Raw genomic sequence first — 21,476 nt, 5'->3', positions numbered from 1 at the left:
CTTCTGGCCGACCAGCGCGTTGATCAGCGACGACTTGCCGACATTGGAGCGGCCGGCAAAGGCGATCTCCGGCGGCCCTTCCGGCGGCAGGAATTTCATCGACGGCACGCCGCGGATGAAGATCCACGCGCGGGTGAACAGCTCCGGACTTATGGCAGTTTCGCTCGTGGTTTTATCCGGCGCGTTCAAACGGCGGCCTCCAGCTTGGAAATGTCGGCGCCACGAATGGCGTTGAGGTTGCGGCTGACCTTGTCGACCGGCCAGTTCCACCAGGCCGCTTTCAAAAGCCGTCGCACCGTGAACTCGTCGAAGCGCATCTTCACCACCTTGGCCGCATTGCCGGCGACGATCGCATAGGGTGGCACGTCGTGCGTGACAACCGATTTCGCTGCGACGATCGCGCCATGGCCGATCTCGACGCCCGGCATGATCACCGCATCCATGCCGATCCACACGTCATTGCCGACGATCGTGTCGCCGCGGATCTCTTTCGACCAGGTCTCGGGGTCAAAACCTTCCTCCCAGCCATGGCCAAAAATGTTGAACGGATAGGTGGAGAAGCCGGACATGGCGTGATTGGCGCCGTTCATGATGAAGCGGGCACCCTCGGCGATGGCGCAGAACTTGCCGATGATCAGCCTGTCGCCGATGAAGGGATAGTGGTGCAGCACGCACCTCTCGGCGAATTTGTCCGGGCCGTCGGGATCGTCGTAATAGGTGAAGTCGCCGATCTCGATGTTCGGCGCATTGACCAGCGGCTTCAGGAAGCCGACGCGCGGATGCATCGCAATGGGATGCTTGATGTTGGGGTTGGGTCCGGTCATCGCGGTCAGTCCTTAGTTGGCAGGCACGAGGCGGCGCCCTGGCGACGCTGTCTCCCGATCAAACTACCGTGATCAGGCTGCAGCACCAACCCGCGCTCAGCGGCTGCCGCGACAGATCACGATCGGGTTGGAAAGCGCGCTGTCGAAACCGCTGCCCTGATAGATCTGGACGTTGGAGGCGCCGGGCGGCAGCGTGAAACTGCCGTCGACGACTTTCTGGTCGCCGGCCGAGGTGTGCAGGGCCCAGCTATAGGTGCAGAACTGCGGCGGAGCCTTGGGTTGCACGTGGCTGCAGTTGAGCTGCGCGCCGCCGAGCATTGCCGCGCCGCCGCAGCTCACCGCTTCCTTGGCGGCGGCCGGAAACGCGCATGTCAGCAGGGCAGCCACGGTCGCGATCCTGAGCCGGTTCATCTTCATTTTTCGTGCGTGCCTCTGCCGGCCTTCAGTTGCGCCACGTCGGCGCGACGTTTGCTCCAGGCGGCTTAGCTGGTCTTGCGCACCGCGTCCAGCAGGATTATGTGCATGATGATAATAAGCATGCTCACGAAAGCTTGTCTGCCGACTCCGAAGTTCCTCCCATGCCTTCCTCGCTCACCAGCAGCTTCGTCCTGCACGACGTCGCGCGCCTGCCCGGAAAACGCTTCGAGCAGCGCTCGCGCCGCTCGAGCCAGACTCGCGGGCATTGGCAGGTGCGGCCCTATCTGTCTCGACAGCAAGGCATTCACCTTTCCGCGGACGCGCGGCAGGAGCTGCAAACACTTTGTCTGATCAAATCCAATCTGCTCGAGGCCTGCGCCCAGCCGGCTGTCGACCGGGAGAAAGTCCATGTCTGAACCAGCCTCACCACGCAAACCCGCCGACGGCGACAATGCCGGCGACAGAAGCAGCGACCAGGTCATTCGCCTGGACAGCCAGCGCGAGCAAAGGCGTGCCGCCAATCCGGGGATCGAAAACGATGAGCTGGAAGCCCCTGTCGCGCCGGAACCTGCTGCGCTCGAAGCACCCTCGGCCCAGCCGAAGCCGGCCGCCGTCACGATAGCCTCGCCGGCCCGGGCCAAGCCGCGGCGCAGCTTAACCCGGTCTGTCCTGTTTGCGCTGCTTCCGGTGGCGCTGGCGGTCGGCGGCTATTACTACGTCGTCGGCGGTCAGGTCATGACCACCGACAATGCCTATGTCCAGGCGCAGTCGCTCGGCGTCTCCACCGATGTTTCCGGCACCGTGCAGGAGATCGACGTGCATGACAACGAGGCGGTTAAGAAGGGCCAGGTGCTCTTCCGCTTGCGGCCGGCCTCGTTCGAGACGGCGCTGGCCGGCGCTCAGGCGCAGCTCGGCACGGTGCGCAACCAGGTGCTGACCTTGCAGGCGAGCTACCAGCAGTCGCTGGCGCAGATCGCCCAGGCCGAGGCCGACATCCCCTACTACGAGTCGGCCTTCCAGCGTCAGCAGGACCTGCTCAAGACCTCAACCGCCTCGAAGGCGACTTTCGACAGCGCCCAGCACGATCTCATCGCCGCCCGGCAGAAAGTCATCGTCGCCAAGGCGCAGGCGCAGGCAACGCTCGCCCAGCTCGGCGGCGACGCCGACCAGCCGGTCGAGAAGAACCCTTTCTACCTGCAGACCCAATCGGCGGTGGACGATGCCCAGCGCAATCTCGGCGATTCTGTTGTCAAGGCGCCGTTCGACGGCGTCGTTACCAATGTCGATGCGCTGCAGGTCGGCAAGTACCTTCCCGCCTCGCAGCCGGCCTTCAGCCTGGTCTCGTCGACCGACATCTGGATCGCCGCCGAGCCGAAGGAAACCGAGCTCACTTATGTCCGGCCGGGGCAGAAGGCGACGATCAGCATCGATGGCTATCCGGGCGAGGTCTGGCATGGCGAGGTCGGCAGCATCAGCCCGGCCTCGTCGTCAAGCTTCTCGCTGCTTCCGGCGCAGAACACCAGCGGCAACTGGGTCAAGGTCGTGCAGCGCATCCCGATGCGGGTGACGATCGACGACCCGCAAGGCAAGCCGCCGCTGCGCGGGGGCATGAGCGCGGTTGTCAGCATAGACACCGGCCATGCCCGCGGCCTGCCCGATTTCGTGACCGACCTCTTCAAGCGGTTTGAGCAAAAGTCATGAGCACCGTCGCCACGGGCACGCCTGCGGTCGCCAATCGCGGCGCCATCACCGCCTGCGTCATCCTGGCGGTCATCATGCAGGCGCTGGACACCACCATTGCCAATGTGGCGCTGCCCTATATCCAGGGCAGCGTGTCGGCGAGCGCCGACCAGATCAACTGGGTGCTCACTTCCTATATCGTCGCCGCGGCGGTGATGACGCCGCCTTCGGGCTATCTTGCCAACCGCCTCGGCCGCAAGCGCATCCTGCTGGTCGCCATCACCGGCTTCGTCGTCGCCTCGGTGCTGTGCGGCTTTGCCCAGTCGCTGCCGCAGATCGTCGGCTTTCGGCTGCTTCAAGGCCTGTTCGGCGCCGCCCTTGTACCGCTGTCCCAGAGTATCCTGCTGGACATCTACAGCGTCGAGGAGCGCGGTTCGGCCATGGCGCTGTTCGGCGTCTCGGTGATGGTCGGCCCGGTGCTTGGGCCCGTCATCGGCGGCTGGCTGACCGAGAATGTTTCCTGGCGCTGGGTCTTCTACATCAACGTGCCGATCGGCGTGCTGGCTTTCGCCGGCGTCTCGATGTTCGTGCAGGAGACCAAGCTCGACCTCAAGGCCCGGCTCGACTGGTTGGGTTTCGGCATGCTCAGCCTCGCCATCGCTTCGCTGCAGATGTTCCTCGACCGCGGCGAGCAGCTCAACTGGTTCTCCTCGTCCGAGATCATCGTCGAGGCGCTGGTCTGCGCGTCGGCCTTCTATATCTTCATCGTCCACACCTTCACCGCCCGCGACACCTTCGTGAACCCGCGGCTGTTCCTCGACCGGAACTTCGCGGTCGGCATGGTGTTCATCTTCATCATAGGCATCACCTATCTCGCCTCGCTGGCGCTGATGACGCCCTACCTGCAAACGCTGATGGGCTATCCCGTGGTGACCGCCGGCATCGTCATGGGGCCGCGCGGCCTAGGCACCATGGCCTGCATGTTCCTTGTCGGCCGGCTGGTCGGCAAGGTCGACACGCGCTGGCTGCTGTTCACGGGGCTCGCGGTCACCGCCTGGGCGATGTACGACATGACCGGCTGGACCCCGGACGTTTCGCAATGGACGATCATCCGCACCGGCTTCATCCAGGGCGCCGGCTTAGGCTTCCTGTTCGTGCCGCTCACCACCATCACCTTCGCCACGCTGGCGCCGGAACGGCGCGCTGAAGGGACGGGCCTCTACAATCTGTCGCGCAACATCGGCTCCAGCGTCGGCATCTCGGTCGTCACCGCGCTTCTGACGCAGAACCAGCAGATCAACCATGCCAACATCGCCGACTATGTGACGCCCTTTAATCCGGCGTTCGGCGATCCGGCGATCGCGCAGGCGCTGAGCCCTTACACCGCCGCCGGCCGCGCCGCGCTCGACGGGCTGGTCACGCTGCAGGCAACGATCATCAGCTATGTCGACGACTTCGAGCTGATGATGTTGCTCTCGCTCGCCGCCATCCCGCTTGTGCTTCTGCTGCGCAAGCCTGGCACACCGGCCAAGGTCGACCACAGCGCCGTCATGGAGTGAGCTGGTGCATGTCGCCCAAAAGCGTGGAGCGGTTTTGGGAAAACGACACTGCATTAAAACAAAGTCCCTAAAGCGCGTTGCGCTTTAGGAGGAAAAACCGGGGTCCCCCCGCGGGACCCCGGCCTGCCGGACGGCCTTCCCAACACCGGCGTCGCTGCGCCGGAAGCCGTCGCGGCTTTTGGGGAGGACCGGGGAAGCTACGAGGCAGGCCATGCCGCAGTTTCGCGGGGGCAGGCCAAATTCCGAAAGACGGCTGCGCGAAGTTCTGTCCGGAGCGCCATAGGGCAAGCCGCCAACGAAAAAAACCCCGGTCACGCCGGGGTTTTTGGTGTTAGGGCCGGGGTGCCATCTATTCCGCCGGCGATGGTTTCTTGCGGAACATCGCCGCCAGATTGTCCCACAACTCGATCTTGGCGCCCTGGCGCTTCATGATCACGCCCTGCTGCAGGATCGAGAGCAGGTTGTTCCAGGCCCAGTAGATGACGAGGCCGGCCGGGAAGGAACCCATCATGAAGGTGAAGAGGACCGGCATCCAGGTGAACACCGCGGCCTGCGTCGGGTCCGGCGGCGTCGGGTTCATGCGCATCTGCAGGAACATGGTGATGCCCATCACGACCGCCCAGGCGCCCATATGCGGGAGGAAGGCCGGCGGCGCGAAGGGCAGCAGGCCGAACAGGTTGAACACCGAGGTCGGATCGGGCGCCGCGAGGTCGTGGATCCAGCCGAAGAACGGCGCGTGCCGCATCTCGATGGTGATGTAGAGCACCTTGTAGAGCGAGAAGAAGACCGGGATCTGCAGCGCCACCGGCCAGCAGCCGGCCAACGGATTGATCTTTTCCGTCTTGTAGAGCTCCATCATCGCCTGCTGCTGCTTCATCTTGTCGTCCGCGTATTTCTCGCGGATTTCCAGCATCTTCGGCTGCACCTTCTTCATGTTCGCCATCGACGCGTAGGACTTGTTGGCCAGCGGGAAGAAGATGGCCTTGACGATGACGGTCGTGGCCAGGATCGCTAGGCCGAAATTGCCGAAGAATTTGTACAGCGTGTCGATCAGCCAGAACATTGGCTTGGTGATGAAATAGAACCAGCCCCAGTCGATCAGCAGATTGAACTGGCGAATATGGCGGTCAGCCTCATAGGCGTTGATCTTGGCGACTTCCTTGGCGCCGGCGAACACTTCGGTTTCGATGGTTGCGGACTGGCCGGCCTCGATGTTGATCGGATCAGTGAGGAAGTCGGATTGGTAGCGATGGCGCCCGTCCTCGAAATAGCCGTAGCGTGGCTGGAAGGGCTGCTTTTCGGTCGGCACCATGGTGACGGCCCAGTACTTGTCGGTGATGCCGAGCCAGCCGTCGGTCGACTTGCCTGGCTTGACTTCCTTGTCCTTCTCGATGGCGGCGTATTTGTATTCCGTCAGCCCCTCGGTGCCAGTAACGCCGATCAGGCCTTCATGCAGCACATAAGTGCTGGCGACCGCCGGCTTGTCGTAGCGCGTGACGCGACCGTAGTTGAACAGGCTGACGGCAGCGCTTCCCGAATTCTGCACAGTGTCCGAAACGGTGAACATATAATCGTTGTCGACCGAGATGGTGCGCTTGAAGGTCAGGCCCTTGTCGTTGGTGTAGGTCAGCGTCACCGGCGCCGACGGGGTCAGCGTCGGATTGCCCTCAACGCTCCACACCGTGTCGGAACTCGGCACCGCGCCGGTCTTGTCGGTGCCGACGAACCCGATCTCGGCGAAATAGCCGGTCGGTAGCGCCTGCGGATTGAGGAGTTGGATCTCGGGCGAATTCTTGTCGACCGTCTCGGTGTAGTGCTTGAGCTTGAGGTCGTCCAGGCGAGCGCCGGTGAGATTGATCGAGCCCTCGAGGCTCGGCGTGTCGATCTTGATGCGCTTGGTCGCGGCAACAGCCTGGTCACGGCTCTCGACAGTGACTGTCTCGCCGCCAGGTGCGGTCGGGATGACGCCCGGAGCCGGCGCCGGCGTCCCGGCCGCGCCCGGATTGGTCCCCTGCGCTTCCTTCTTCTGCGCCTCGACGCGCTGCTGCTCGATGCGGGCCTGCTCGCGTTGCTGCTCCATCTTGGGGTTCATGTAGAACACCTGCCAGAGCGTCAGGATCAGCACCGACAGCGCGATGGTGATGAAGAAATTGCGGTTGTTTTCCATCGAAAGCCCTTGGCCTATCGTGTTCCGCGCAGCCGGCGGGAAAGCTCGGCCTTCAACTGGCCGAACGGAATGGCAAGCACGTCTTCGCGCCCGACGATGACATAGTCACTGCCGGGCGCCATGTCATCGGCGGCATGCGTTCGCACGGCTTCTCTCAGCCGCCGCCGGACGCGGTTGCGCACCACGGCGTTGCCGACCTTCTTGGTCACGGTGTAGCCGACGCGTGGCGCACAATCGTCGCCCCGGTCGAGAACCTCGACGAGAAAAAGCCGCCCGCGGCGCTTCTCGCCGCCGCGCACAGCCATGAAATCCGCGCGTTTCAGAAGCCGCCCGGGAGTTTTCCCCTTTGGCTTGCCGGTTGCGGGCAACGATCTCGTCTTTCGTTCAGGCGCTGAGCCGCTTGCGGCCGCGGTTGCGGCGGGCTGCGACGACGCCGCGGCCACCCTTGGTGGCCATACGGGCACGGAAACCGTGCCGGCGCTTGCGGACGAGTTTGGACGGTTGGTAGGTACGCTTCATTTGTTTTAATACCGCGGCGTGCGGCCCTTCTTGATTCTGTCACACTGTAACAGGAGCTTTGCCGGGCCGGTTATAGGCGCGATCGAAACCGCGCCGGGACGGAAGGCCCGAGCGTGAGCGGGCTTATAGGAAGAAGGATTTTGGAAGTCAATCCAGCCCGCCCAAAGGCATTTTTTCACTGGCTGGCGGCGAAATTGGCAAAAAAGCCGCAAATCGCATAATCTTGCTCGATCAAGCCTTCGTGAAAACCGCGTCATGACAAGTGAAGTCCTGTCAACGGATGAAAAGCCACGCCCCGCGGCGGCAAGCTCGCCGCGCCGGGTGCCGCTGTCGCGCGGTCTGTCGACCAAGCTTCTGCTTCTCACCATCGTCTTCGTGCTGCTCGCCGAAATCCTGATCTTCCTGCCCTGGATCGCCAGCTACCGGGTGAACTGGCTGAAGGAGCGGCTGAGCACCTCCGCCGCCGTGTCGATCGTGTTGCTGCAGGGCGAGCCCAACTCCCTGTCGCACACCGCCCAGAACGACGTGCTGATGGCGATCGGCGCCAAGGCGATCGCGGTGCGCGACGGCGGCGTCTCGCGGCTGCTGGTCGTGGCCGACATGCCGCCGAAGGTCGACGAGCATATCGACATTGCCAATGTCGGCCTGGTCAACGGCATGACCGGCGCGCTGGAAACGCTGTTCGCCGGCGGCAACCGGATGCTGCGCGTCTTCGGCCCGGTCGGCGACAGCGACAAGGAATTCGAGCTGATCATGCCGGACTACAGTCTGCGCAACGCCATGCTCAGATATTCGCGCAACGTCGCCGTCGTCTCGCTGCTGATCTCGCTGTTCACCGCCATGCTCGTCTATGCGGCGATCGATCTGATCATGATCGGCCCGATCCGCACCATGACGCGCTCGATCCTGTCCTTCTCCGAGGCGCCGGACGATCCCGGCCGCATAATTTGCCCGACGGAGCGTGCCGACGAGATCGGCGTCGCCGAGCGCGAGCTGTCGCAGATGCAGGATCGGCTGCAAAAAATGCTCGCCGAGCAGAAGCACCTCGCCAACCTCGGGCTTGCCGTGTCCAAGATCAACCACGACATGCGCAACATCCTGGCTTCCGCGCAGCTTATGTCGGACCGGTTGCGCCAGGTGAAGGATCCGACCGTGCAGTCCTTCGCGCCGAAGCTCCTGCGCGCGCTCGACCGCGCCGTCGCCTATTCGGAGGGCGTGCTTGCCTATGGCCGCACACAGGAGCCGGCGCCGTCGCGCCGCCGCTTGCGGCTGCGCCAGCTGGTCGACGACGTGCACGGCCTGCTCGATATCGAGGAGGGCATCGAATTCATCAATGCCGTCGAGCTCACCTTCGAAGTCGACGCCGATTCCGACCAGCTCTTCCGCGTGCTCACCAATCTGTGCCGCAACTCGGTGCAGGCAATGGCGGCCGACACGGAGAGCGCGGTGGTGCGTCGGCTCGCCGTCTCGGCCGAGCGCTTGGGCAGCGTCAGCCGCATCACCGTCAGCGACACCGGCCCCGGCCTCCCGCCCAAGGCGCGCGAAAACCTGTTCGCCGCCTTCCGCGGCTCGGCGCGCAGCGGCGGCACCGGCCTTGGCCTGGCGATCGCCCATGAGCTGATCCGCGCCCATGGCGGCACGGTGGAGCTGGTCGAATCGATCGGCGGCCGCACGGTCTTCGCCGTCACCATCCCCGACCAGCCGGTGCGGCTCGATCAGGCCCGCAACCGCCTGCGCCGCCCGGCTTGACCGTGACAGGCCAGGGAAGACGTTCCCGCTTCGGAGTTCCGCGAAGCAAAGGCCCCGGTCGGAATGTGATCCTGTAAACGCCTGCGACAAAACTTTTGCCGGGCCGGCTTGCTTTTCCGAAATTCAGTCGTTAGGGAACACTCCACATCGCGGCCGGCGTCTCGACCGGATCGCGGGGCTTGTGTCTCACACGGCCTGATGCGCGCCCGTAGCTCAGCTGGATAGAGCACCAGACTACGAATCTGGGGGTCAGGAGTTCGAATCTCTTCGGGCGCGCCAATTAATCAAACTGAACTCCCGCGCATTTGCCTCGCCGGCCGAAGCAGTCGCTGGCTGCCTACGCTCACGCGGCGAGGTTCACGTGGCGTATTAATCCACGATCCCGATCGGGTCGGCAGTGGTACCCGAGCGTTCTTGAGTTCAGCTTTTTTTCATGCACCCTTGCTCGTCTCCAGCCGCAGTCGGCGGCGCGGCCTAAGTCCCACCGCGCGCAAGGCAGTCATCGGCGTTACTAACCCCCTAGCTGTTGCAGCTTGCGACAGGCACGCCTTGCGCCTTCACGGCATCTCTGGCGACACCTCTCCTTGTTGCCATCCCTGCATCGCCCCACGGATTCCGGTTTAGCTGGTGCGCTCGTTTTTGCCGAACGATTGGAAGGTTCATCGACAGGCAACGACACTTGCGGCTTGCGACTGACTTTCTTTGGCAGGATCTTTTTGCGTGGCGGCGTAGGTGCTTGGAACTTGGCAATTCGGCTCTTTGCAATTTCGACGAATGCACCATTCGGAAATGCCGCTAGATAAGCACGATACATCGAGACATCGGATGTATCCTTGATTGATTTCCAGAATTCGAGCTCTGCCGCCGCGTTGATGTCTGGCTGATAGGCGTCTGCCGAAGACGGACTAGACGCGGCATCCGGGTTGAATGAGAATCCCGGCTCCACCAGGGACGAGTTGCTCCAGGGAACCTGCTTCCCAGAAGTCGCGTTCATGACGTCCAACCGGACGCGACGCATGAGAATTTCAATGTCGATCGAAGGAGTCTTTATCCGCTTCACAAGAGAGTCTGCAAACGGACTATGATTGACGGCTCCATCGAGAGCCACGTTGCCGGGTTGTGTTGCAAAGCCGATAAAGACTCCCCTGCCAGCATCCAAGGCCCCAGCCCCTTTCCTATGGCAAGGCCGCGACTTTGACCCGGTCCACTCAATTGCTTAACGAAAGGATTGTCCCGACAGGCATCGAGAAGGACGATTGCGATATTTTCCTCGGCCGTCATGGCGGCGATGATGTCTTGCAGGCGCTCAGCCTCCAGAGCCAAGTCGGCCGGACGTTGAAGGGCGGCGTCAACCGGCAATAGGTAGTTCTCCCCGTTCGCTTGGAGCCCGTGTCCGGCGAAGTAAAAAAGCGAGACGTCACCCGGCCGTAAGTTTCGCCTGAATTTTCCGATGAGTTCCCTGAACGTTGATGCGTCGGTATCCAATCCAAGGGTGACGTCGAAGCCCGTCTCTTGCAAAAATCGGGAGATGGCATTCGCATCATTTACCCCGTTGGGAAGCGATGACGCAAAACGGTAGGCCGAGTTACCGATTACGAGCGCATATCTATGGCTGCGTTGACCGATCTGGGTCTCAGAGGAGGCCGGTGTCGACAAGCCGGCCAGCAAAAGAAGGCACGCGCACAACAAACAAACCTTGGACATTGCGACCTTCCCGAGTAACGGAGAATATTAGCATCCGTTAAAGCGCGCGGGTACCCGTTGTAAGGGCCATCTTGCTTGGGGAAGAGGCCAAACTTGCCGGAGGCCGCTTGGTATGAGGTCTCCGTGCATCGTCAACGCCCTTTCCGGCATCGACTTCAAGCAACATCAAACCCCGAATGAGGCCGCAGCATACAAGGTGGGCCGAGCTCACGAGCTTTTGGCAACACCGTTCGATCGCTCAGCCGACCGCCTTCGTCGCCGCCCTTCCGGCGCTGCGTCCGGAAAAGATGCAGCCGCCGAGGAAGGTGCCTTCGAGCGCCGCATAGCCGTGCACGCCGCCGCCGCCGAAGCCGGCGACCTCGCCCACCGCGTAGAGACCAGGCACCGGCTCGCCCGCCGCGTCGAGCACGCGGCTGTCGAGATCGGTCTGCAGGCCGCCCAGCGTTTTGCGGGTGAGGATGTTGAGGCGGACCGCAATCAACGGGCCGTTCGCCGGATCGAGCATCTTGTGCGGCTTTGCGGTGCGGATCAGCCTGTCGCCGAGATAAGCGCGCGCGCCGCGCAGCGCGGTGACCTGCGCATCCTTGGAGAACGGGTTGTCGAGCTGCATGTCGCGGGCGCGGATCTCGCGTTCGACCTGCGCCACATCGAGCAGCGGCTCGCCGGCCAGCCCGTTCATCCGCGCCACCAGCTTCGAAAGGTTGGCCTCGACGATGAAATCCTCGCCCTTTTCCATGAAGGCTTTCACCGGCCCGGGAATGCCCGACGTGGCGCGGCCGAGCACCTGCCGCCAGCTCTTGCCCGTGAGGTCCGGATTCTGCTCCGAGCCCGACAGCGCAAACTCCTTCTGGATGATCTTCTTCGTCAGGATGAACCAGGAATAATCGAAGCCGGTGCTCATGATATGGCTGAGCGTGGCAAGTGTGTCGAACCCTGGGAAAAGCGGCACCGGCAGCCGTCTGCCGCGCGCGTCGAGCCATAGCGAAGAGGGGCCCGGCAGAATACGTATGGCGTGATCGGTCCAGACCGGCGCCCAATTCTTGATGCCCTCGACATAGTGCCACATGCGGTCGCGGTTGATGACCCTCCCGCCCGCTGCTTCGGCAATTGCCAGCATGCGGCCGTCGACATGGTCCGGCACGCCGGTGATCATGCGCTTCGGCGTCGCGCCGAGACGCTGCGGCCAGTTGTTACGCACCAGCTCGTGGTTGCCGCCGATGCCGCCGGAAGCGACGATCACGACCTGGGCGTGGAGCTCGAAATCCCCGGCCACGTTGCGCGAGCTCTTGCGTCCACGCTCGACCGTGCTTGGCTCCAGCACGTCGCCGCGCACCCCGGTCACCGTCTTCCCGGTCCGCGTGATCTCATTGACCCGGTAGCGGAACTTGAACTCGACGAGCCCACGCTTCTGCGCCTCGCGCACGCGCAGCACGAAGGGCTCCAGCACGCCAGGCCCGGTGCCCCAGGTGATGTGGAAGCGCGGCACCGAATTGCCGTGGCCGCAGGCATAGCCGCCGCCGCGCTCGGCCCAGCCGACGACGGGGAAGAATTTCAACCCGCGCTCGATCAGCCAGGAGCGCTTCTCGCCGGCGGCGAAGCCGAGATAGGCTTCAGCCCATTTGCGCGGCCAAAAATCCTCAGGGCGGTCGAAGGCGGCGGTGCCCATCCAGTCTGCGAGCGCGAGGTCGTGGGAATCGCGGATGCGCATGCGCCGCTGCTCGGGCGAGTCGACCAGGAAAAGCCCGCCGAACGACCAGAAGGCCTGGCCGCCCAGCGATTGCTCGGGCTCCTGGTCGACGATGATGATTTTCTTGCCGGCATCGGCAAGTTCTGCCGCGGCGACGAGGCCTGCCAGCCCCGCGCCGACAATGATGACATCCGCGTCGTCAGCCATCTTCGTTCCCCCCAGCGCCTTCCGACGGCCTGTCAGACGGGCTCCCAGCCGTCCTTGTCGCCGGCGCGGAAGATGGCGTCGATGACCTTCTGGTTGAGGACCGATTCCTCCAGCGTGAAGACACGGTCCTTGCCGCCCTGGGCCGCGCGTACGAAGGCCTCGCATTCCAGCCGGTACTGCTGGGTGCCCGGGAAGCGGAACACCTGCGCTTCCGTGTGGTTCTGATTGTGCAATTCGATGCGGTGGTGGTCGTAGAGCCCGGCATTGAACGGGCCAAAGACCTCGATGAAACCCTTCTCGCCGTGGAACACCATCACCTGCCGCGCCGCCATCTGCGTCGACAGGTAGAAGGACAGTTCGAAGTCGCCGAAATCGGCGCGGATCGAGGAATAGATGTCGGTGCCGAAGGTCTTGTCGCGCTCGATGGTGGCTTGCACGCGGACCGGTTCCTTGCCGGTCGAGAAGCGCGTCGACACGGTCGGATAGACGCCGATGTCGGGCAGCGCGCCGCCGCCAAGATCCAGCTGGTTGCGCATGTTGGTGGGATCGACATTGTAATAGGAAAACGCGCCCTGCACGTGGCGCAGCCGGCCGATCGCGCCGCTGGCGATCAGGTCGCGCACCTTGATCCACTGCGGGTGGTAGACGACCATGAAGGCCTCGCAGACCAGCACCTTCTTCTCGTCGCGCAGCTTGATCAGCTGCGGGATGTCCTTGGCGTCGAGCGCAAGAGGCTTCTCGACCAGCACATGTTTTCCCGCCTCGATTGCCTTTGCCGTCCATTCGACATGCTGCGAGGTCGGCAGCGGGATATAGACGCCATCGACCTCCTTGGAAGCGAGCAGTTCCTCATAGGAGCCGAAGGCATGCGGCGCGCCGAAACGCTCGCCCAGTGCCTTGGCCTTCGACAGGTCGCGGCTGGCGATCGCCGACAGCACGCCATTCTCCGAATCTACGATCGCCGGCAAAAGCTGCTCGCGGCCGATCTTGGCCGTCGACAGAACACCCCATCGGAACATCATGCTTCTCCATGTCGGTTATGTCGATGGAGGTGTGCCCCAATTCCGGAGAAAAGCCAATCGCAGGCGCGGGCCACAAAGCGCCTTCGTCATTCTCGGGCTTGACCCGAGGATCCATTCCGTGACCTATGACGTAAAGTGCAGGGATGCAGAGATCTGTAACCGTTGCAACGCCTTAGCGTCACGGCATGGATCCTAGGGTCTGCGCGCGTCGCTTCGCTCCTTGCTCCGCCCTAGGATGACGAACCCGAGGATGCGCGACCAGAGCTAACCCCTTCTCCCCGTCAGGGTCATGTCGAAGTCGACGACGTTGGAATAGATCGGCGTGCCGACATCCATGCCGTAGCGCGATCTGAGCACCTTGCCGGTGACATGGAACTTGATGGTTCCTGACTTCAGCCCATCGAGCTCGGCCGTGAACTTTTCCGAAAACGTCTTGCCGCGCGCCGTCAGCCGGCCGGTGACCACGGCGGTGGTCTCGCCGGTGCGGGTCACGTTTGTCGAGCGGAATTGGATCTCCGGATTGTTGGCGCTGTCGAAGACGGCGTCGGAACGCAGGAAAGCATCGATGCGGCCCTGGCCGGTGCCGACGCTTTCCGGAAAGATGGTGAGGTTGACCTTCGAGCGCCCGACATCGGCATTGTCGATGCGGATCGTGCCCTTGAAGCGGCCGAAGGCGCCGCCGAAGCCGCCACCGCCGGCCTTGCCGATGGTGAAGCGGATCGAGGAGACCGCCGGGCTGATCGTGTAGCTGCCGGCGGCGTCACTGAGCGCCACCGCGGCGCAAACCGGCGCGGCAAGGCAAGCGGCAAAGGCCGCCAATCCGAGGATGCGCGCATGCATCGACATCTTCCTATCCTGAACCAGCGCATTGCTGTCTTCCCGCCACCAACGAACGGGCGGCCCGCTCTATTCCCGGGCAGACGAAGGCGTGATTATGCGCGTGAGCACGCTGTCGCGCAGCAGGAAATGGTGGCGCATCGCAGCAAGGATATGCAACGCGACCAGCGCGATGCCGGCATAGGCAAGATACCAATGCGCGGCCGACCAGAAGCTTTCCGCGGCGTCGGATTCGGCGAGCGGCAGGTCGGGCATGACGAACTGGTTGAAGGGCATCGTCGGGATTTCCAGCGTCGAGACCGAGACCAGCGCCCAGCCGGAGAGCGGCAGGGCAACCTGGAAGGCGTAAAGCGCCAAATGCGCCAGCGGCGCTGCCTTGCGCTCCAATGTTCCGACCGAAGGCGGGAGTGCTGGCGCCGCATTGCCGACACGCCAGGCGATGCGCAGGATGACCAGCCCAAGCAGCAGGAAGCCGAAGGACTTATGCAACTGGATCAGCTCGAAAGACGTCCGCTGGCTGTCGATGCGCATCATCACGAAGCCGAGCACGAACTGGCCGATGAAGATGAGGCCGATCAGCCAGTGAAGGATGATCATCGCCCAGCCATAGCGGGTGGCGGTGTTGGTGATGGACGATTGCATGGTCGAAAAACGTCGCTGAAATCACCTTTCTTCCAGCCCTCCCCGCAAGGGGGAGGATGGAGTTTTACCCGCTCACCTTGAAGAAATCGACGAAGGCCCGCAACGCCGGCCGCATCTGGCGGCGGCTTGGGTAGTAGACGAAGAAGCCGTCGAAAGCGGGGCACCAGTCCTCCAGCACGCGGATCAGCCGGCCATCGGCGAGCGGCGCCTTCACATAGTCCTCGAAGACGAAGGCGAGCCCGGCGCCGTCGATCGCGGCCTGGGCGATCAGATGGTCCTCGTCGAGGATCAGCGGCCCTGGCGCGGCGATCTCGATTTCCTCGCCGTCCTTCTCGAACTCCCAGCGGTAGAGGATGCCGCTGGAGAAGCGGAAGCGGATGCAGCGGTGATCGGCGAGATCGCGCGGATGACGCGGTTTGGGCATGGTCGCGAAGTAGGAGGGCGCGCCGACCAAGGCGCCGCGGATGTTCGGCCCGATGCGCGCCGCGATCATGTCGCGCTGCAGGCTTTCGCCCAGCCTGACGCCGGCGTCGAACCCACCCTCCACCACATCCGTGAAGCGGTCCTCGATGACGATCTCCAGCATGATCTCGGGATAGGCGGCCGTGAAGGCAGCGAGCCGCGGCGTCAGCACCAGATGCGCGGCGGTGCGCGGCACGCTAAGCCTGAGATTGCCAGCCGGCCGGTCGCGCGTCTCGATCGCCGTTTCCAGCGCCAGGTCGATCTCGGACAGTGCCGGCCGCAGGCGCTCCAACAGCCGCGCGCCTTCCTCGGTCGGGGCGACACTGCGCGTGCTGCGCGCCAGAAGCCGCACGCCGAGCCGCGCCTCCAGGCTCGCCACCGCATGGCTGACCGCCGACGGCGCGATGCCGAGCTCGCGGGCCGCGCCGCGGAAGCTGGCGCATTGCGCGACCGCGGCGAGAACGGCCAGCTGGGAAAGGTTCGTCCGGTTCATTGATCTATCTTATAGAGCGAGCTGTGCGAAAGAGACATGATTATCGAACGGATGCCTAGGCGCTATTTCATCTCCATCGCAACAAGGAGATGCGCCATGCAAACCCGCAAATTAGGAACTGAACTCGAAGTCTTCCCCGTCGGCCTCGGCTGCATGGGCATGAGCTTTGTCTATGGCGGACAGCCGGAGGCGGAAGCCATCGCTACGCTGCGCCGCGCCATCGAGATCGGTGTCACCTTCTTCGATACCGCCGAAGTCTATGGCCCTTACGAGAACGAGATCCTGCTCGGCAAGGCGCTGAAGCCGGTACGCGAGAAGGTCACCATCGCCACCAAATTCGGCTTCAAGATATCCGAGCACGGTTCGGGCATCGACCGCATGATCGGCGTCGACAGCCGCCCTGAGCACGTCAAGGCGGTGGCGGAGGCCTCGCTGAAGCGGCTCGATACCGACGTCATCGACCTCTACTACCAGCATCGCGTTGACCCGAACGTTCCGATCGAGGACACGGTCGGCGCCATGGCCGAACTGGTGCGCGAGGGCAAGGTGCGGGCGCTCGGCCTGTCGGAAGTGAGCGGCGCCACGCTGCGCCGGGCGCATGCCGTGCACCCGATCGCCGCCGTGCAGAGCGAGTATTCGCTGTGGAGCCGCGATCCCGAGGACGAGGTCTTTGCCGTTTGCCGCGAGCTCGGCATCGGCTTTGTCCCCTACAGTCCGCTCGGCCGCGGCCTGCTCACCGGCACCATCGCCAAGCGCGATACGCTCGGCGCCGGCGACTGGCGCCTCGGCCTGCCGCGCTTCCAGGCCGAAGCCATGGAAGCCAACAATGCCGTCATTGCCGTGCTGGAAAAGTTGGCGATGGAAAAGGGCGTGACAGCGGCACAACTGGCGCTCGCTTGGGTGCTGCACCAGGGCGATTTCATCGTGCCGATCCCCGGCGCGCGCAAGATCCGCCATTTGGAGCAGAACACGGCAGCGGCCGGGATCAAGCTGAGCGCCGCCGAGGTCGCGGCCATCGGCGACGCGCTGTCGCCCGACAAGGTCGTCGGCAAGCGCTATACCGAAGAGCTGCTGGCGCTGGTGAATGGTTAGACATTTCAGCTTGCTTTGAGACGCTGGCGGGACAGCGCGCCCTTCTGTCCGGCAGGACAGAGGGGGGCGCCTCGCGCTGACCTACCAAGGCACCACGCTGATCTCCGGCCAGTTCTCTCGCGCCCTCCTCCCCTTCGCCTCATGCGTCCGCTGGTTGTCCAGCGCCCGGTTCGGCGTGATACGGAACGAAAAAATGTCGTCGAGCCCGAACGGCGCCACCAGCTCCAACGCCTCGTCTGCGTCGAACCGCACCCCGACCGCATGCGTCTTCGAGGCGAAATAGCCGACCGATTCACTCGCGCTCGTGTAGCGCGGGCATGCCTGCCCGAATTTGGCCGGATACCACAGGTGCACGCGTGCCTGATTTCGCACCTCCACCGGCAGCGTCAGTCCTTCGAAATGCTGCGCCGCCCGGCGGATCACCGCGTCCTCGGCCTCGTAGGAGAGATCGGTGCCGTCGAAATAGAACAGATCGACATCCTTGATGCCGTAGCCTGAGGGCCTGCCGGTGAGATGGTTCCAGATGCTGTTGCAGAGCGCGCCGGAAACCACCAGCCAGTCCGGCAACGCCAGTTCACGCACTCGCGCCAGCGTTTTGGCCAGCAGCGGGTCCGCCGCCACGATTTCGAGGAACGCCGCGCGTTGCTCCTCGAAAGGCAGGCCGGAATAGCGGAGATGGTGCATCGCCCAATGGAGGGCGATTCGCCACCTTCCGGCAATCCTTTATGCTCTCAGCACGCCGCCCGTCTGCTTGTTGACGTTCTCGACGATGCGCTTGGCCAGCGCCTCGAAATCCTCGTCGGTCAGCGTCTTTTCGACCGGCTGGATCGAGACTTCGATGGCGATCGACTTCTTGGCGGCGCCGAGCGCAGCGCCCTCGAAGACGTCGAACACCGAAACGCCGGTGACGAGCTTCTTGTCGGCGGCCAAAGCTGCCCGCACCAGCGTGCCGGCCTCAACCGTCCGGTCGACGACGAAAGCAAAATCGCGCTTCACCGCCTGGAAGGGTGAAAGCTCCAGCTTCGGCTTGGTGCGCGTCGGCTTGGCCTTCGGCTCCGGCACGGCATCGACAAAGACCTCGAAGCCGCAGAGCGGCCCGGAGGCGTCGAGCACTTCGAGCGTCTTTGGATGGAACTCGCCGAAAGTGCCGAGCACGGTCTTCGGCCCGAGCTTGATCGTGCCTGAGCGTCCGGGATGGTACCAGGCCGGGCCGCCGGGCTCGATCTGCAGCCTGTCGACCGGCGCGCCGCAGGCTTCGAGCGCCGCGATCGCATCGGCCTTGGCGTCGAACACCCCGACCGGCCCGGCATTGCCGGCCCAGCTGCGGCTCGAGCCTTCGAGCTTGGCGGTGCCCCGCCGCACGCCCGCGGCGACGCGCCGCTGCTGATCGGCCAAGTCGCCTTCATAGGTGCCGGAGACTTCGAACAGCGCCACGTCGCCGATGCCCCGATCGGCATTGCGCTGGGCGGCGCTGATCAGCCCGGGCAGCAGCGACGGCCGCATGTCGGACATGTCGGCGGCGATCGGGTTGGCGAGCTTCAGCCCGTTCTGGCCGCCGCCGAACAGCTCGGCGTGTTTCGCCGGAATGAACGACCAGGTGACCGCCTCCATCATGCCGCGCACGGCGAGCGCGCGCTTGGCGGCCCGGGTGCGCACCTGCAGCATGGTCAGGATCCTGCCGTTGACCGCGTCATGCGAGGTGAGCGGCTGCGGCGCTATGTTGTCGACGCCGTGGATGCGCATCACTTCCTCGACGAGATCGGCCTTGCCGTCGACATCCGGACGCCAGGAGGGGACCTTCACCTCGACGGCGTCACCTGAGCTGCGCGGCTCGAAGCCGAGACGGGTCAGTATAGTGAGCGCTTCTTCTCTCGGCACCTCGATGCCGGTCAGCCGCTTCACTTCCGACAGCGGGAAGGAAATGATCTTCGGCTTGTGGCCGGGATAGCCCGCCACCTCGATTTCCGTCGGCGTGCCGCCGCACAATTCCAGCACCAGCTTGGTCGCGAGCTCGACGCCGGGCACCATGAACTCAGGGTCGACGCCGCGCTCGAAGCGGTAGCGCGCATCGCTGATGATGCCGAGCGTGCGACCGGTGCGGGCCGTCGTGATCGGGTCCCAGAGCGCCGATTCGATCAGCACGTCGGTGGTGTTCTCGTCGCAGCCCGAATGCTCGCCGCCCATGATGCCGGCAATCGATTCGATGCCGTTGTCGTCGGCGATCACGCACATCTCCGGCGTCAGCGAGTATTCGCGTCCGTCGAGTGCCAGCACCTTTTCACCGTCCCTGGCGCGGCGCACCACAAGGTTGCCGGTGACCTTCTTCGCGTCGAACACATGCAGCGGCCGGCCGCGGTCGAAGGTGACGTAGTTGGTGATGTCGACCAGCGCGCTGATCGGCCGAAGCCCGATGGCGATCAGCCGCTGCTGCAGCCATTTCGGCGACGGGCCGTTCTTCACGCCCTTCACCAGAGTCAGCGCGAAGCCGGGACAGAGTTCCGGTGCCTCGATCTTGACCTTGACCGGGCACATGCCGTCGCCGGCATGCGGCATGATCGCGCCGCCGGTCAGCCGGCCGAGGCCGCTCGCCGCGAGATCGCGGGCGATGCCGTAGACGCTGGTGGCATCGGGGCGGTTCGGCGTCAGGTTGATCTCGATCACCGGATCGTCGAGATGGGCGTAGGCGGCGAAGCTGGTGCCGACCGGTGCGTCTTCGGGCAGGTCGATGATGCCGGTATGCTCGTCCGAAAGCTGCAGCTCGCGTTCGGAGCACATCATGCCATGGCTCTCGACGCCGCGGATCTTGCCGACCGAAAGCGTGACGTCGATGCCGGGAATATAGGTGCCGGGCGCAGCAAAAGCGCCGACCAGGCCGGCGCGGGCGTTGGGCGCCCCGCACACCACCTGCACCGGCGGCTTGCCGTCGCCGGTATCGACCGTAAGCACCCGCAGCCGGTCGGCGTCGGGATGCTGCACGGCAGTCAGCACCTTGGCTATGACAAAGGGTTTTAGGCCCGCCTTGTCGTCGACATGTTCGACTTCGAGGCCGATCGCCGTCAGCCGCTCGACGATTTCGGCAAGCGAAGCGTCGGTCTCGAGATGGTCCTTGAGCCAGGAGAGGGTGAATTTCATGACTGTGTTCCGTAGGAAGGGCTTTGCGCGTCAGGTCTAGCCACGCTCGTCTTGAGGTGCCGCGGCAGTGAATCGGGCATATGCAGGAAGGGCAGTTGCTCGCGCACATGCGCATGCAGCGTCGGCCTGAAATAGGCAGGCATGTCCATGGCGCCGAGCGTGAAGTAAATATGGCCGGCGAGCCGCTCGTCGCTATAGGCGATCGGCGAGCCGCAAATGCCGCAGAACGAGCGCGCCACCGGGCCGTTCCGGTAGCTCTTCAGCGACTTGCCTTCGAGCGCGATCTGGTCGGCCGCGAAGCCGATAAAGGCCGACACCGGCGCGCCGCTGGCGCGCCGGCAATCGCCGCAATGGCAATAGCTGATGTGGTGCGGCTCGGCCGAGGCCTCGAACCGCACGGCACCGCAGCGGCAGCCCCCGGTGTGGGGAGCAGTCATGTGGAAAGGCCCCCGAACAGCGTCGGCATGTCGAGCGGCCGGAAGCCGTAATGCGTGAGCCAGCGCACGTCGGCGTCGAAGAAGGCGCGCAGGTCCGGCATGCCGTATTTCAGCATGGCGATGCGGTCGATGCCCATGCCCCAGGCAAAGCCCTGGTATTCGTCGGGATCGAGCCCGCCGTAACGCAATACGTTGGGATGCACCATGCCGCAGCCCAGGATCTCCATCCAGTCGGAGCCTTCGCCGAAGCGTACTTCGCCCGGCCGCGAGCGGTCGCACTGGATGTCGACCTCGAGGCTGGGCTCGGTGAACGGAAAGAAGGACGGCCGGAAGCGCATTTTTACGCTCGGCACTTCGAAGAAGGCCTTGCAGAATTCCTCCAGCACCCACTTCATGTTGGCGATGTTGGCGGTCTTGTCGATCACCAGCCCCTCGACCTGATGGAACATCGGCGAGTGCGTGGCGTCCGAATCCTGCCGGTAGGTCTTGCCGGGAATGACGATGCGGATCGGCGGCTTCTGCTGCTCCATTGTGCGGATCTGCACGGGCGAGGTGTGCGTGCGCAAAAGCTTGCGCTCGCCCTTCTCGTCCGGCTGGAAGAAGAAGGTGTCGTGCATCTCGCGCGCCGGATGCCCCTCGGGAAAATTGAGCGCGGTGAAATTGTAATAGTCGGTCTCGATGTCCGGACCTTCGGCGATCGCGAAGCCGAGATCGCCGAAGATCGCTGCGATCTCGTCGATCACCTGGCTGATCGGATGAATGCGGCCGCGCTCGGCCGGCGACTGGCGCACCGGCAGCGTGACGTCGACCGTTTCGGCGGCGAGCCGCGCCGCGATCGCCACGTCC

At 64.1% G+C, this 21,476-nt stretch carries 22 protein-coding genes and 1 tRNA gene; 6 read left to right on the top strand and 17 right to left on the bottom strand.

What is annotated here, in order from left to right; translation table 11 throughout:
* From EOA75_RS09835 to EOA75_RS09825, 3 genes are all read right to left on the bottom strand, one after another.
* Nucleotides 1-189: GTPase (locus EOA75_RS09835; protein ID WP_206516985.1), on the bottom strand; the 189-nt coding region annotated here is incomplete at its 3' end.
* The gene (locus tag EOA75_RS09830) at nt 186-824 is read right to left on the bottom strand and encodes a CatB-related O-acetyltransferase (RefSeq protein WP_127324171.1); all 639 of its coding nucleotides are present in this window, start codon (nt 822-824) and stop codon (nt 186-188) included. The genes EOA75_RS09835 and EOA75_RS09830, both read right to left, overlap by 4 nt.
* Before the next feature lie 96 nt (nt 825-920).
* The gene (locus EOA75_RS09825; RefSeq protein ID WP_127324170.1) at nt 921-1,235 is read right to left on the bottom strand and encodes a hypothetical protein; all 315 of its coding nucleotides are present in this window, start codon (nt 1,233-1,235) and stop codon (nt 921-923) included.
* Nucleotides 1,236-1,270: 35 nt separating this feature from the next.
* On the opposite strand from EOA75_RS09825, the gene EOA75_RS09820 reads away from it, so the two are divergent.
* Genes EOA75_RS09820 through EOA75_RS09810 form a run of 3 tightly spaced genes read left to right on the top strand, consistent with a single transcriptional unit; the run spans nt 1,271 to nt 4,480 of the window.
* Entirely contained in the window at nt 1,271-1,657 is a 387-nt protein-coding gene (locus EOA75_RS09820) for a hypothetical protein (protein WP_245466600.1), read from the top strand.
* A complete protein-coding gene (locus tag EOA75_RS09815; protein WP_127215312.1) occupies nt 1,650-2,942 on the top strand; it encodes an HlyD family secretion protein in 1,293 nt (430 codons plus the stop codon). The genes EOA75_RS09820 and EOA75_RS09815 overlap by 8 nt, the downstream gene beginning before the upstream one ends.
* Nucleotides 2,939-4,480 (top strand): DHA2 family efflux MFS transporter permease subunit, encoded by a 1,542-nt coding sequence (locus tag EOA75_RS09810; protein ID WP_127324169.1) that lies wholly within the window; start codon nt 2,939-2,941, stop codon nt 4,478-4,480. The genes EOA75_RS09815 and EOA75_RS09810 overlap by 4 nt, the downstream gene beginning before the upstream one ends.
* A 349-nt stretch (nt 4,481-4,829) precedes the next feature.
* Here EOA75_RS09810 and yidC read toward each other — a convergent pair whose 3' ends face one another.
* From yidC to rpmH, 3 genes are read right to left on the bottom strand one after another with little or no spacing between them, the layout of a single operon-like run.
* Complete coding sequence (yidC, locus tag EOA75_RS09805; protein WP_127324168.1) at nt 4,830-6,647, bottom strand: membrane protein insertase YidC; 1,818 nt, start codon at nt 6,645-6,647, stop codon at nt 4,830-4,832.
* A gap of 14 nt (nt 6,648-6,661) precedes the next feature.
* The gene (rnpA, locus tag EOA75_RS09800; RefSeq protein WP_067323826.1) at nt 6,662-7,015 is read right to left on the bottom strand and encodes a ribonuclease P protein component; all 354 of its coding nucleotides are present in this window, start codon (nt 7,013-7,015) and stop codon (nt 6,662-6,664) included.
* A gap of 16 nt (nt 7,016-7,031) precedes the next feature.
* A complete protein-coding gene (gene rpmH / locus EOA75_RS09795; RefSeq protein ID WP_008833937.1) occupies nt 7,032-7,166 on the bottom strand; it encodes a 50S ribosomal protein L34 in 135 nt (44 codons plus the stop codon).
* Between the two features lie 255 nt (nt 7,167-7,421).
* Between rpmH and EOA75_RS09790 the strand changes: the two genes are divergently transcribed.
* Both EOA75_RS09790 and EOA75_RS09785 read left to right on the top strand, forming a co-directional pair.
* A complete protein-coding gene (locus tag EOA75_RS09790) occupies nt 7,422-8,915 on the top strand; it encodes a HAMP domain-containing sensor histidine kinase (RefSeq protein WP_127324167.1) in 1,494 nt (497 codons plus the stop codon).
* Between the two features lie 202 nt (nt 8,916-9,117).
* Nucleotides 9,118-9,194 (top strand) — tRNA-Arg (locus EOA75_RS09785).
* A 232-nt stretch (nt 9,195-9,426) separates the two neighbouring features.
* Here the strand turns inward: EOA75_RS09785 and EOA75_RS35580 are convergent.
* From EOA75_RS35580 to EOA75_RS09750, 7 genes are all read right to left on the bottom strand, one after another.
* Entirely contained in the window at nt 9,427-10,023 is a 597-nt protein-coding gene (locus tag EOA75_RS35580) for a caspase family protein (protein ID WP_281058525.1), read from the bottom strand.
* Nucleotides 9,972-10,619, bottom strand: coding sequence for a caspase family protein (locus tag EOA75_RS35575; protein WP_127324165.1), 648 nt, complete (start codon nt 10,617-10,619; stop codon nt 9,972-9,974). Before EOA75_RS35575 ends, EOA75_RS35580 begins: the two co-directional genes overlap by 52 nt.
* Before the next feature lie 238 nt (nt 10,620-10,857).
* Nucleotides 10,858-12,513: an FAD-binding dehydrogenase gene (locus EOA75_RS09770; RefSeq protein ID WP_127324164.1), complete on the bottom strand. Its 1,656-nt coding sequence runs from the start codon at nt 12,511-12,513 to the stop codon at nt 10,858-10,860.
* Between the two features lie 32 nt (nt 12,514-12,545).
* A complete protein-coding gene (locus EOA75_RS09765) occupies nt 12,546-13,532 on the bottom strand; it encodes a Gfo/Idh/MocA family oxidoreductase (protein WP_067324656.1) in 987 nt (328 codons plus the stop codon).
* A 267-nt stretch (nt 13,533-13,799) separates the two neighbouring features.
* Nucleotides 13,800-14,375 carry a YceI family protein gene (locus EOA75_RS09760; RefSeq protein ID WP_127324172.1) on the bottom strand — a complete coding sequence of 192 codons (576 nt, stop codon included), beginning with the start codon at nt 14,373-14,375 and terminating at the stop codon, nt 13,800-13,802.
* A gap of 66 nt (nt 14,376-14,441) precedes the next feature.
* Nucleotides 14,442-15,014, bottom strand: a complete 573-nt coding sequence (locus EOA75_RS09755) for a cytochrome b (RefSeq protein ID WP_067323831.1) — start codon at nt 15,012-15,014, stop codon at nt 14,442-14,444.
* Nucleotides 15,015-15,078: 64 nt separating this feature from the next.
* A complete protein-coding gene (locus EOA75_RS09750; protein ID WP_127324163.1) occupies nt 15,079-15,969 on the bottom strand; it encodes a LysR family transcriptional regulator in 891 nt (296 codons plus the stop codon).
* Nucleotides 15,970-16,065: 96 nt separating this feature from the next.
* Here EOA75_RS09750 and EOA75_RS09745 point away from each other — a divergent pair, with 96 nt between their 5' ends.
* Nucleotides 16,066-17,061, top strand: a complete 996-nt coding sequence (locus EOA75_RS09745; RefSeq protein WP_095799037.1) for an aldo/keto reductase — start codon at nt 16,066-16,068, stop codon at nt 17,059-17,061.
* An 81-nt stretch (nt 17,062-17,142) separates the two neighbouring features.
* Here the strand turns inward: EOA75_RS09745 and EOA75_RS09740 are convergent, their stop codons facing one another.
* The 4 genes from EOA75_RS09740 to pheS form a co-directional block, all read right to left on the bottom strand.
* Nucleotides 17,143-17,745, bottom strand: a complete 603-nt coding sequence (locus EOA75_RS09740; RefSeq protein ID WP_127324162.1) for a nucleotidyltransferase family protein — start codon at nt 17,743-17,745, stop codon at nt 17,143-17,145.
* Nucleotides 17,746-17,784: 39 nt separating this feature from the next.
* Nucleotides 17,785-20,193, bottom strand: a complete 2,409-nt coding sequence (gene pheT, locus EOA75_RS09735) for a phenylalanine--tRNA ligase subunit beta (RefSeq protein ID WP_127324161.1) — start codon at nt 20,191-20,193, stop codon at nt 17,785-17,787.
* On the bottom strand, nt 20,190-20,630 hold the full coding sequence (locus EOA75_RS09730) for a GFA family protein (protein ID WP_067002960.1): 441 nt from the start codon (nt 20,628-20,630) through the stop codon (nt 20,190-20,192). The genes pheT and EOA75_RS09730 overlap by 4 nt, the downstream gene beginning before the upstream one ends.
* A partial coding sequence (gene pheS / locus EOA75_RS09725; protein WP_127324160.1) for a phenylalanine--tRNA ligase subunit alpha occupies nt 20,627-21,476 on the bottom strand: 850 nt, incomplete at its 5' end. The genes pheS and EOA75_RS09730, both read right to left, overlap by 4 nt.

Origin of the sequence: Mesorhizobium sp. M1A.F.Ca.IN.022.07.1.1 (assembly GCF_003997575.1) — a bacterium.
Taxonomy (GTDB): Bacteria; Pseudomonadota; Alphaproteobacteria; order Rhizobiales; family Rhizobiaceae; genus Mesorhizobium.
Note: the sequence above shows the minus strand (reverse complement) of the source record. Positions and strands in the feature narration are given on the sequence as shown.

What these genes read in the sequence shown, in the direction of transcription:
- EOA75_RS09830 (WP_127324171.1), bottom strand. Translation starts at nt 824, where the DNA reads ATGACCGGACCCAACCCCAACATCAAGCATCCCATTGCGATGCATCCG.
- EOA75_RS09770 (WP_127324164.1), bottom strand. Translation starts at nt 12,513, where the DNA reads ATGGCTGACGACGCGGATGTCATCATTGTCGGCGCGGGGCTGGCAGGC.
- EOA75_RS09740 (WP_127324162.1), bottom strand. Translation starts at nt 17,745, where the DNA reads ATGCACCATCTCCGCTATTCCGGCCTGCCTTTCGAGGAGCAACGCGCG.
- EOA75_RS09825 (WP_127324170.1), bottom strand. Translation starts at nt 1,235, where the DNA reads ATGAACCGGCTCAGGATCGCGACCGTGGCTGCCCTGCTGACATGCGCG.
- rpmH (WP_008833937.1), bottom strand. Translation starts at nt 7,166, where the DNA reads ATGAAGCGTACCTACCAACCGTCCAAACTCGTCCGCAAGCGCCGGCAC.
- EOA75_RS35575 (WP_127324165.1), bottom strand. Translation starts at nt 10,619, where the DNA reads ATGTCCAAGGTTTGTTTGTTGTGCGCGTGCCTTCTTTTGCTGGCCGGC.
- EOA75_RS09755 (WP_067323831.1), bottom strand. Translation starts at nt 15,014, where the DNA reads ATGCAATCGTCCATCACCAACACCGCCACCCGCTATGGCTGGGCGATG.
- EOA75_RS09730 (WP_067002960.1), bottom strand. Translation starts at nt 20,630, where the DNA reads ATGACTGCTCCCCACACCGGGGGCTGCCGCTGCGGTGCCGTGCGGTTC.
- EOA75_RS09760 (WP_127324172.1), bottom strand. Translation starts at nt 14,375, where the DNA reads ATGCATGCGCGCATCCTCGGATTGGCGGCCTTTGCCGCTTGCCTTGCC.
- yidC (WP_127324168.1), bottom strand. Translation starts at nt 6,647, where the DNA reads ATGGAAAACAACCGCAATTTCTTCATCACCATCGCGCTGTCGGTGCTG.
- pheT (WP_127324161.1), bottom strand. Translation starts at nt 20,193, where the DNA reads ATGAAATTCACCCTCTCCTGGCTCAAGGACCATCTCGAGACCGACGCT.
- EOA75_RS09810 (WP_127324169.1), top strand. Translation starts at nt 2,939, where the DNA reads ATGAGCACCGTCGCCACGGGCACGCCTGCGGTCGCCAATCGCGGCGCC.
- EOA75_RS09815 (WP_127215312.1), top strand. Translation starts at nt 1,650, where the DNA reads ATGTCTGAACCAGCCTCACCACGCAAACCCGCCGACGGCGACAATGCC.
- EOA75_RS09745 (WP_095799037.1), top strand. Translation starts at nt 16,066, where the DNA reads ATGCAAACCCGCAAATTAGGAACTGAACTCGAAGTCTTCCCCGTCGGC.
- EOA75_RS09790 (WP_127324167.1), top strand. Translation starts at nt 7,422, where the DNA reads ATGACAAGTGAAGTCCTGTCAACGGATGAAAAGCCACGCCCCGCGGCG.
- EOA75_RS09765 (WP_067324656.1), bottom strand. Translation starts at nt 13,532, where the DNA reads ATGTTCCGATGGGGTGTTCTGTCGACGGCCAAGATCGGCCGCGAGCAG.
- EOA75_RS09750 (WP_127324163.1), bottom strand. Translation starts at nt 15,969, where the DNA reads ATGAACCGGACGAACCTTTCCCAGCTGGCCGTTCTCGCCGCGGTCGCG.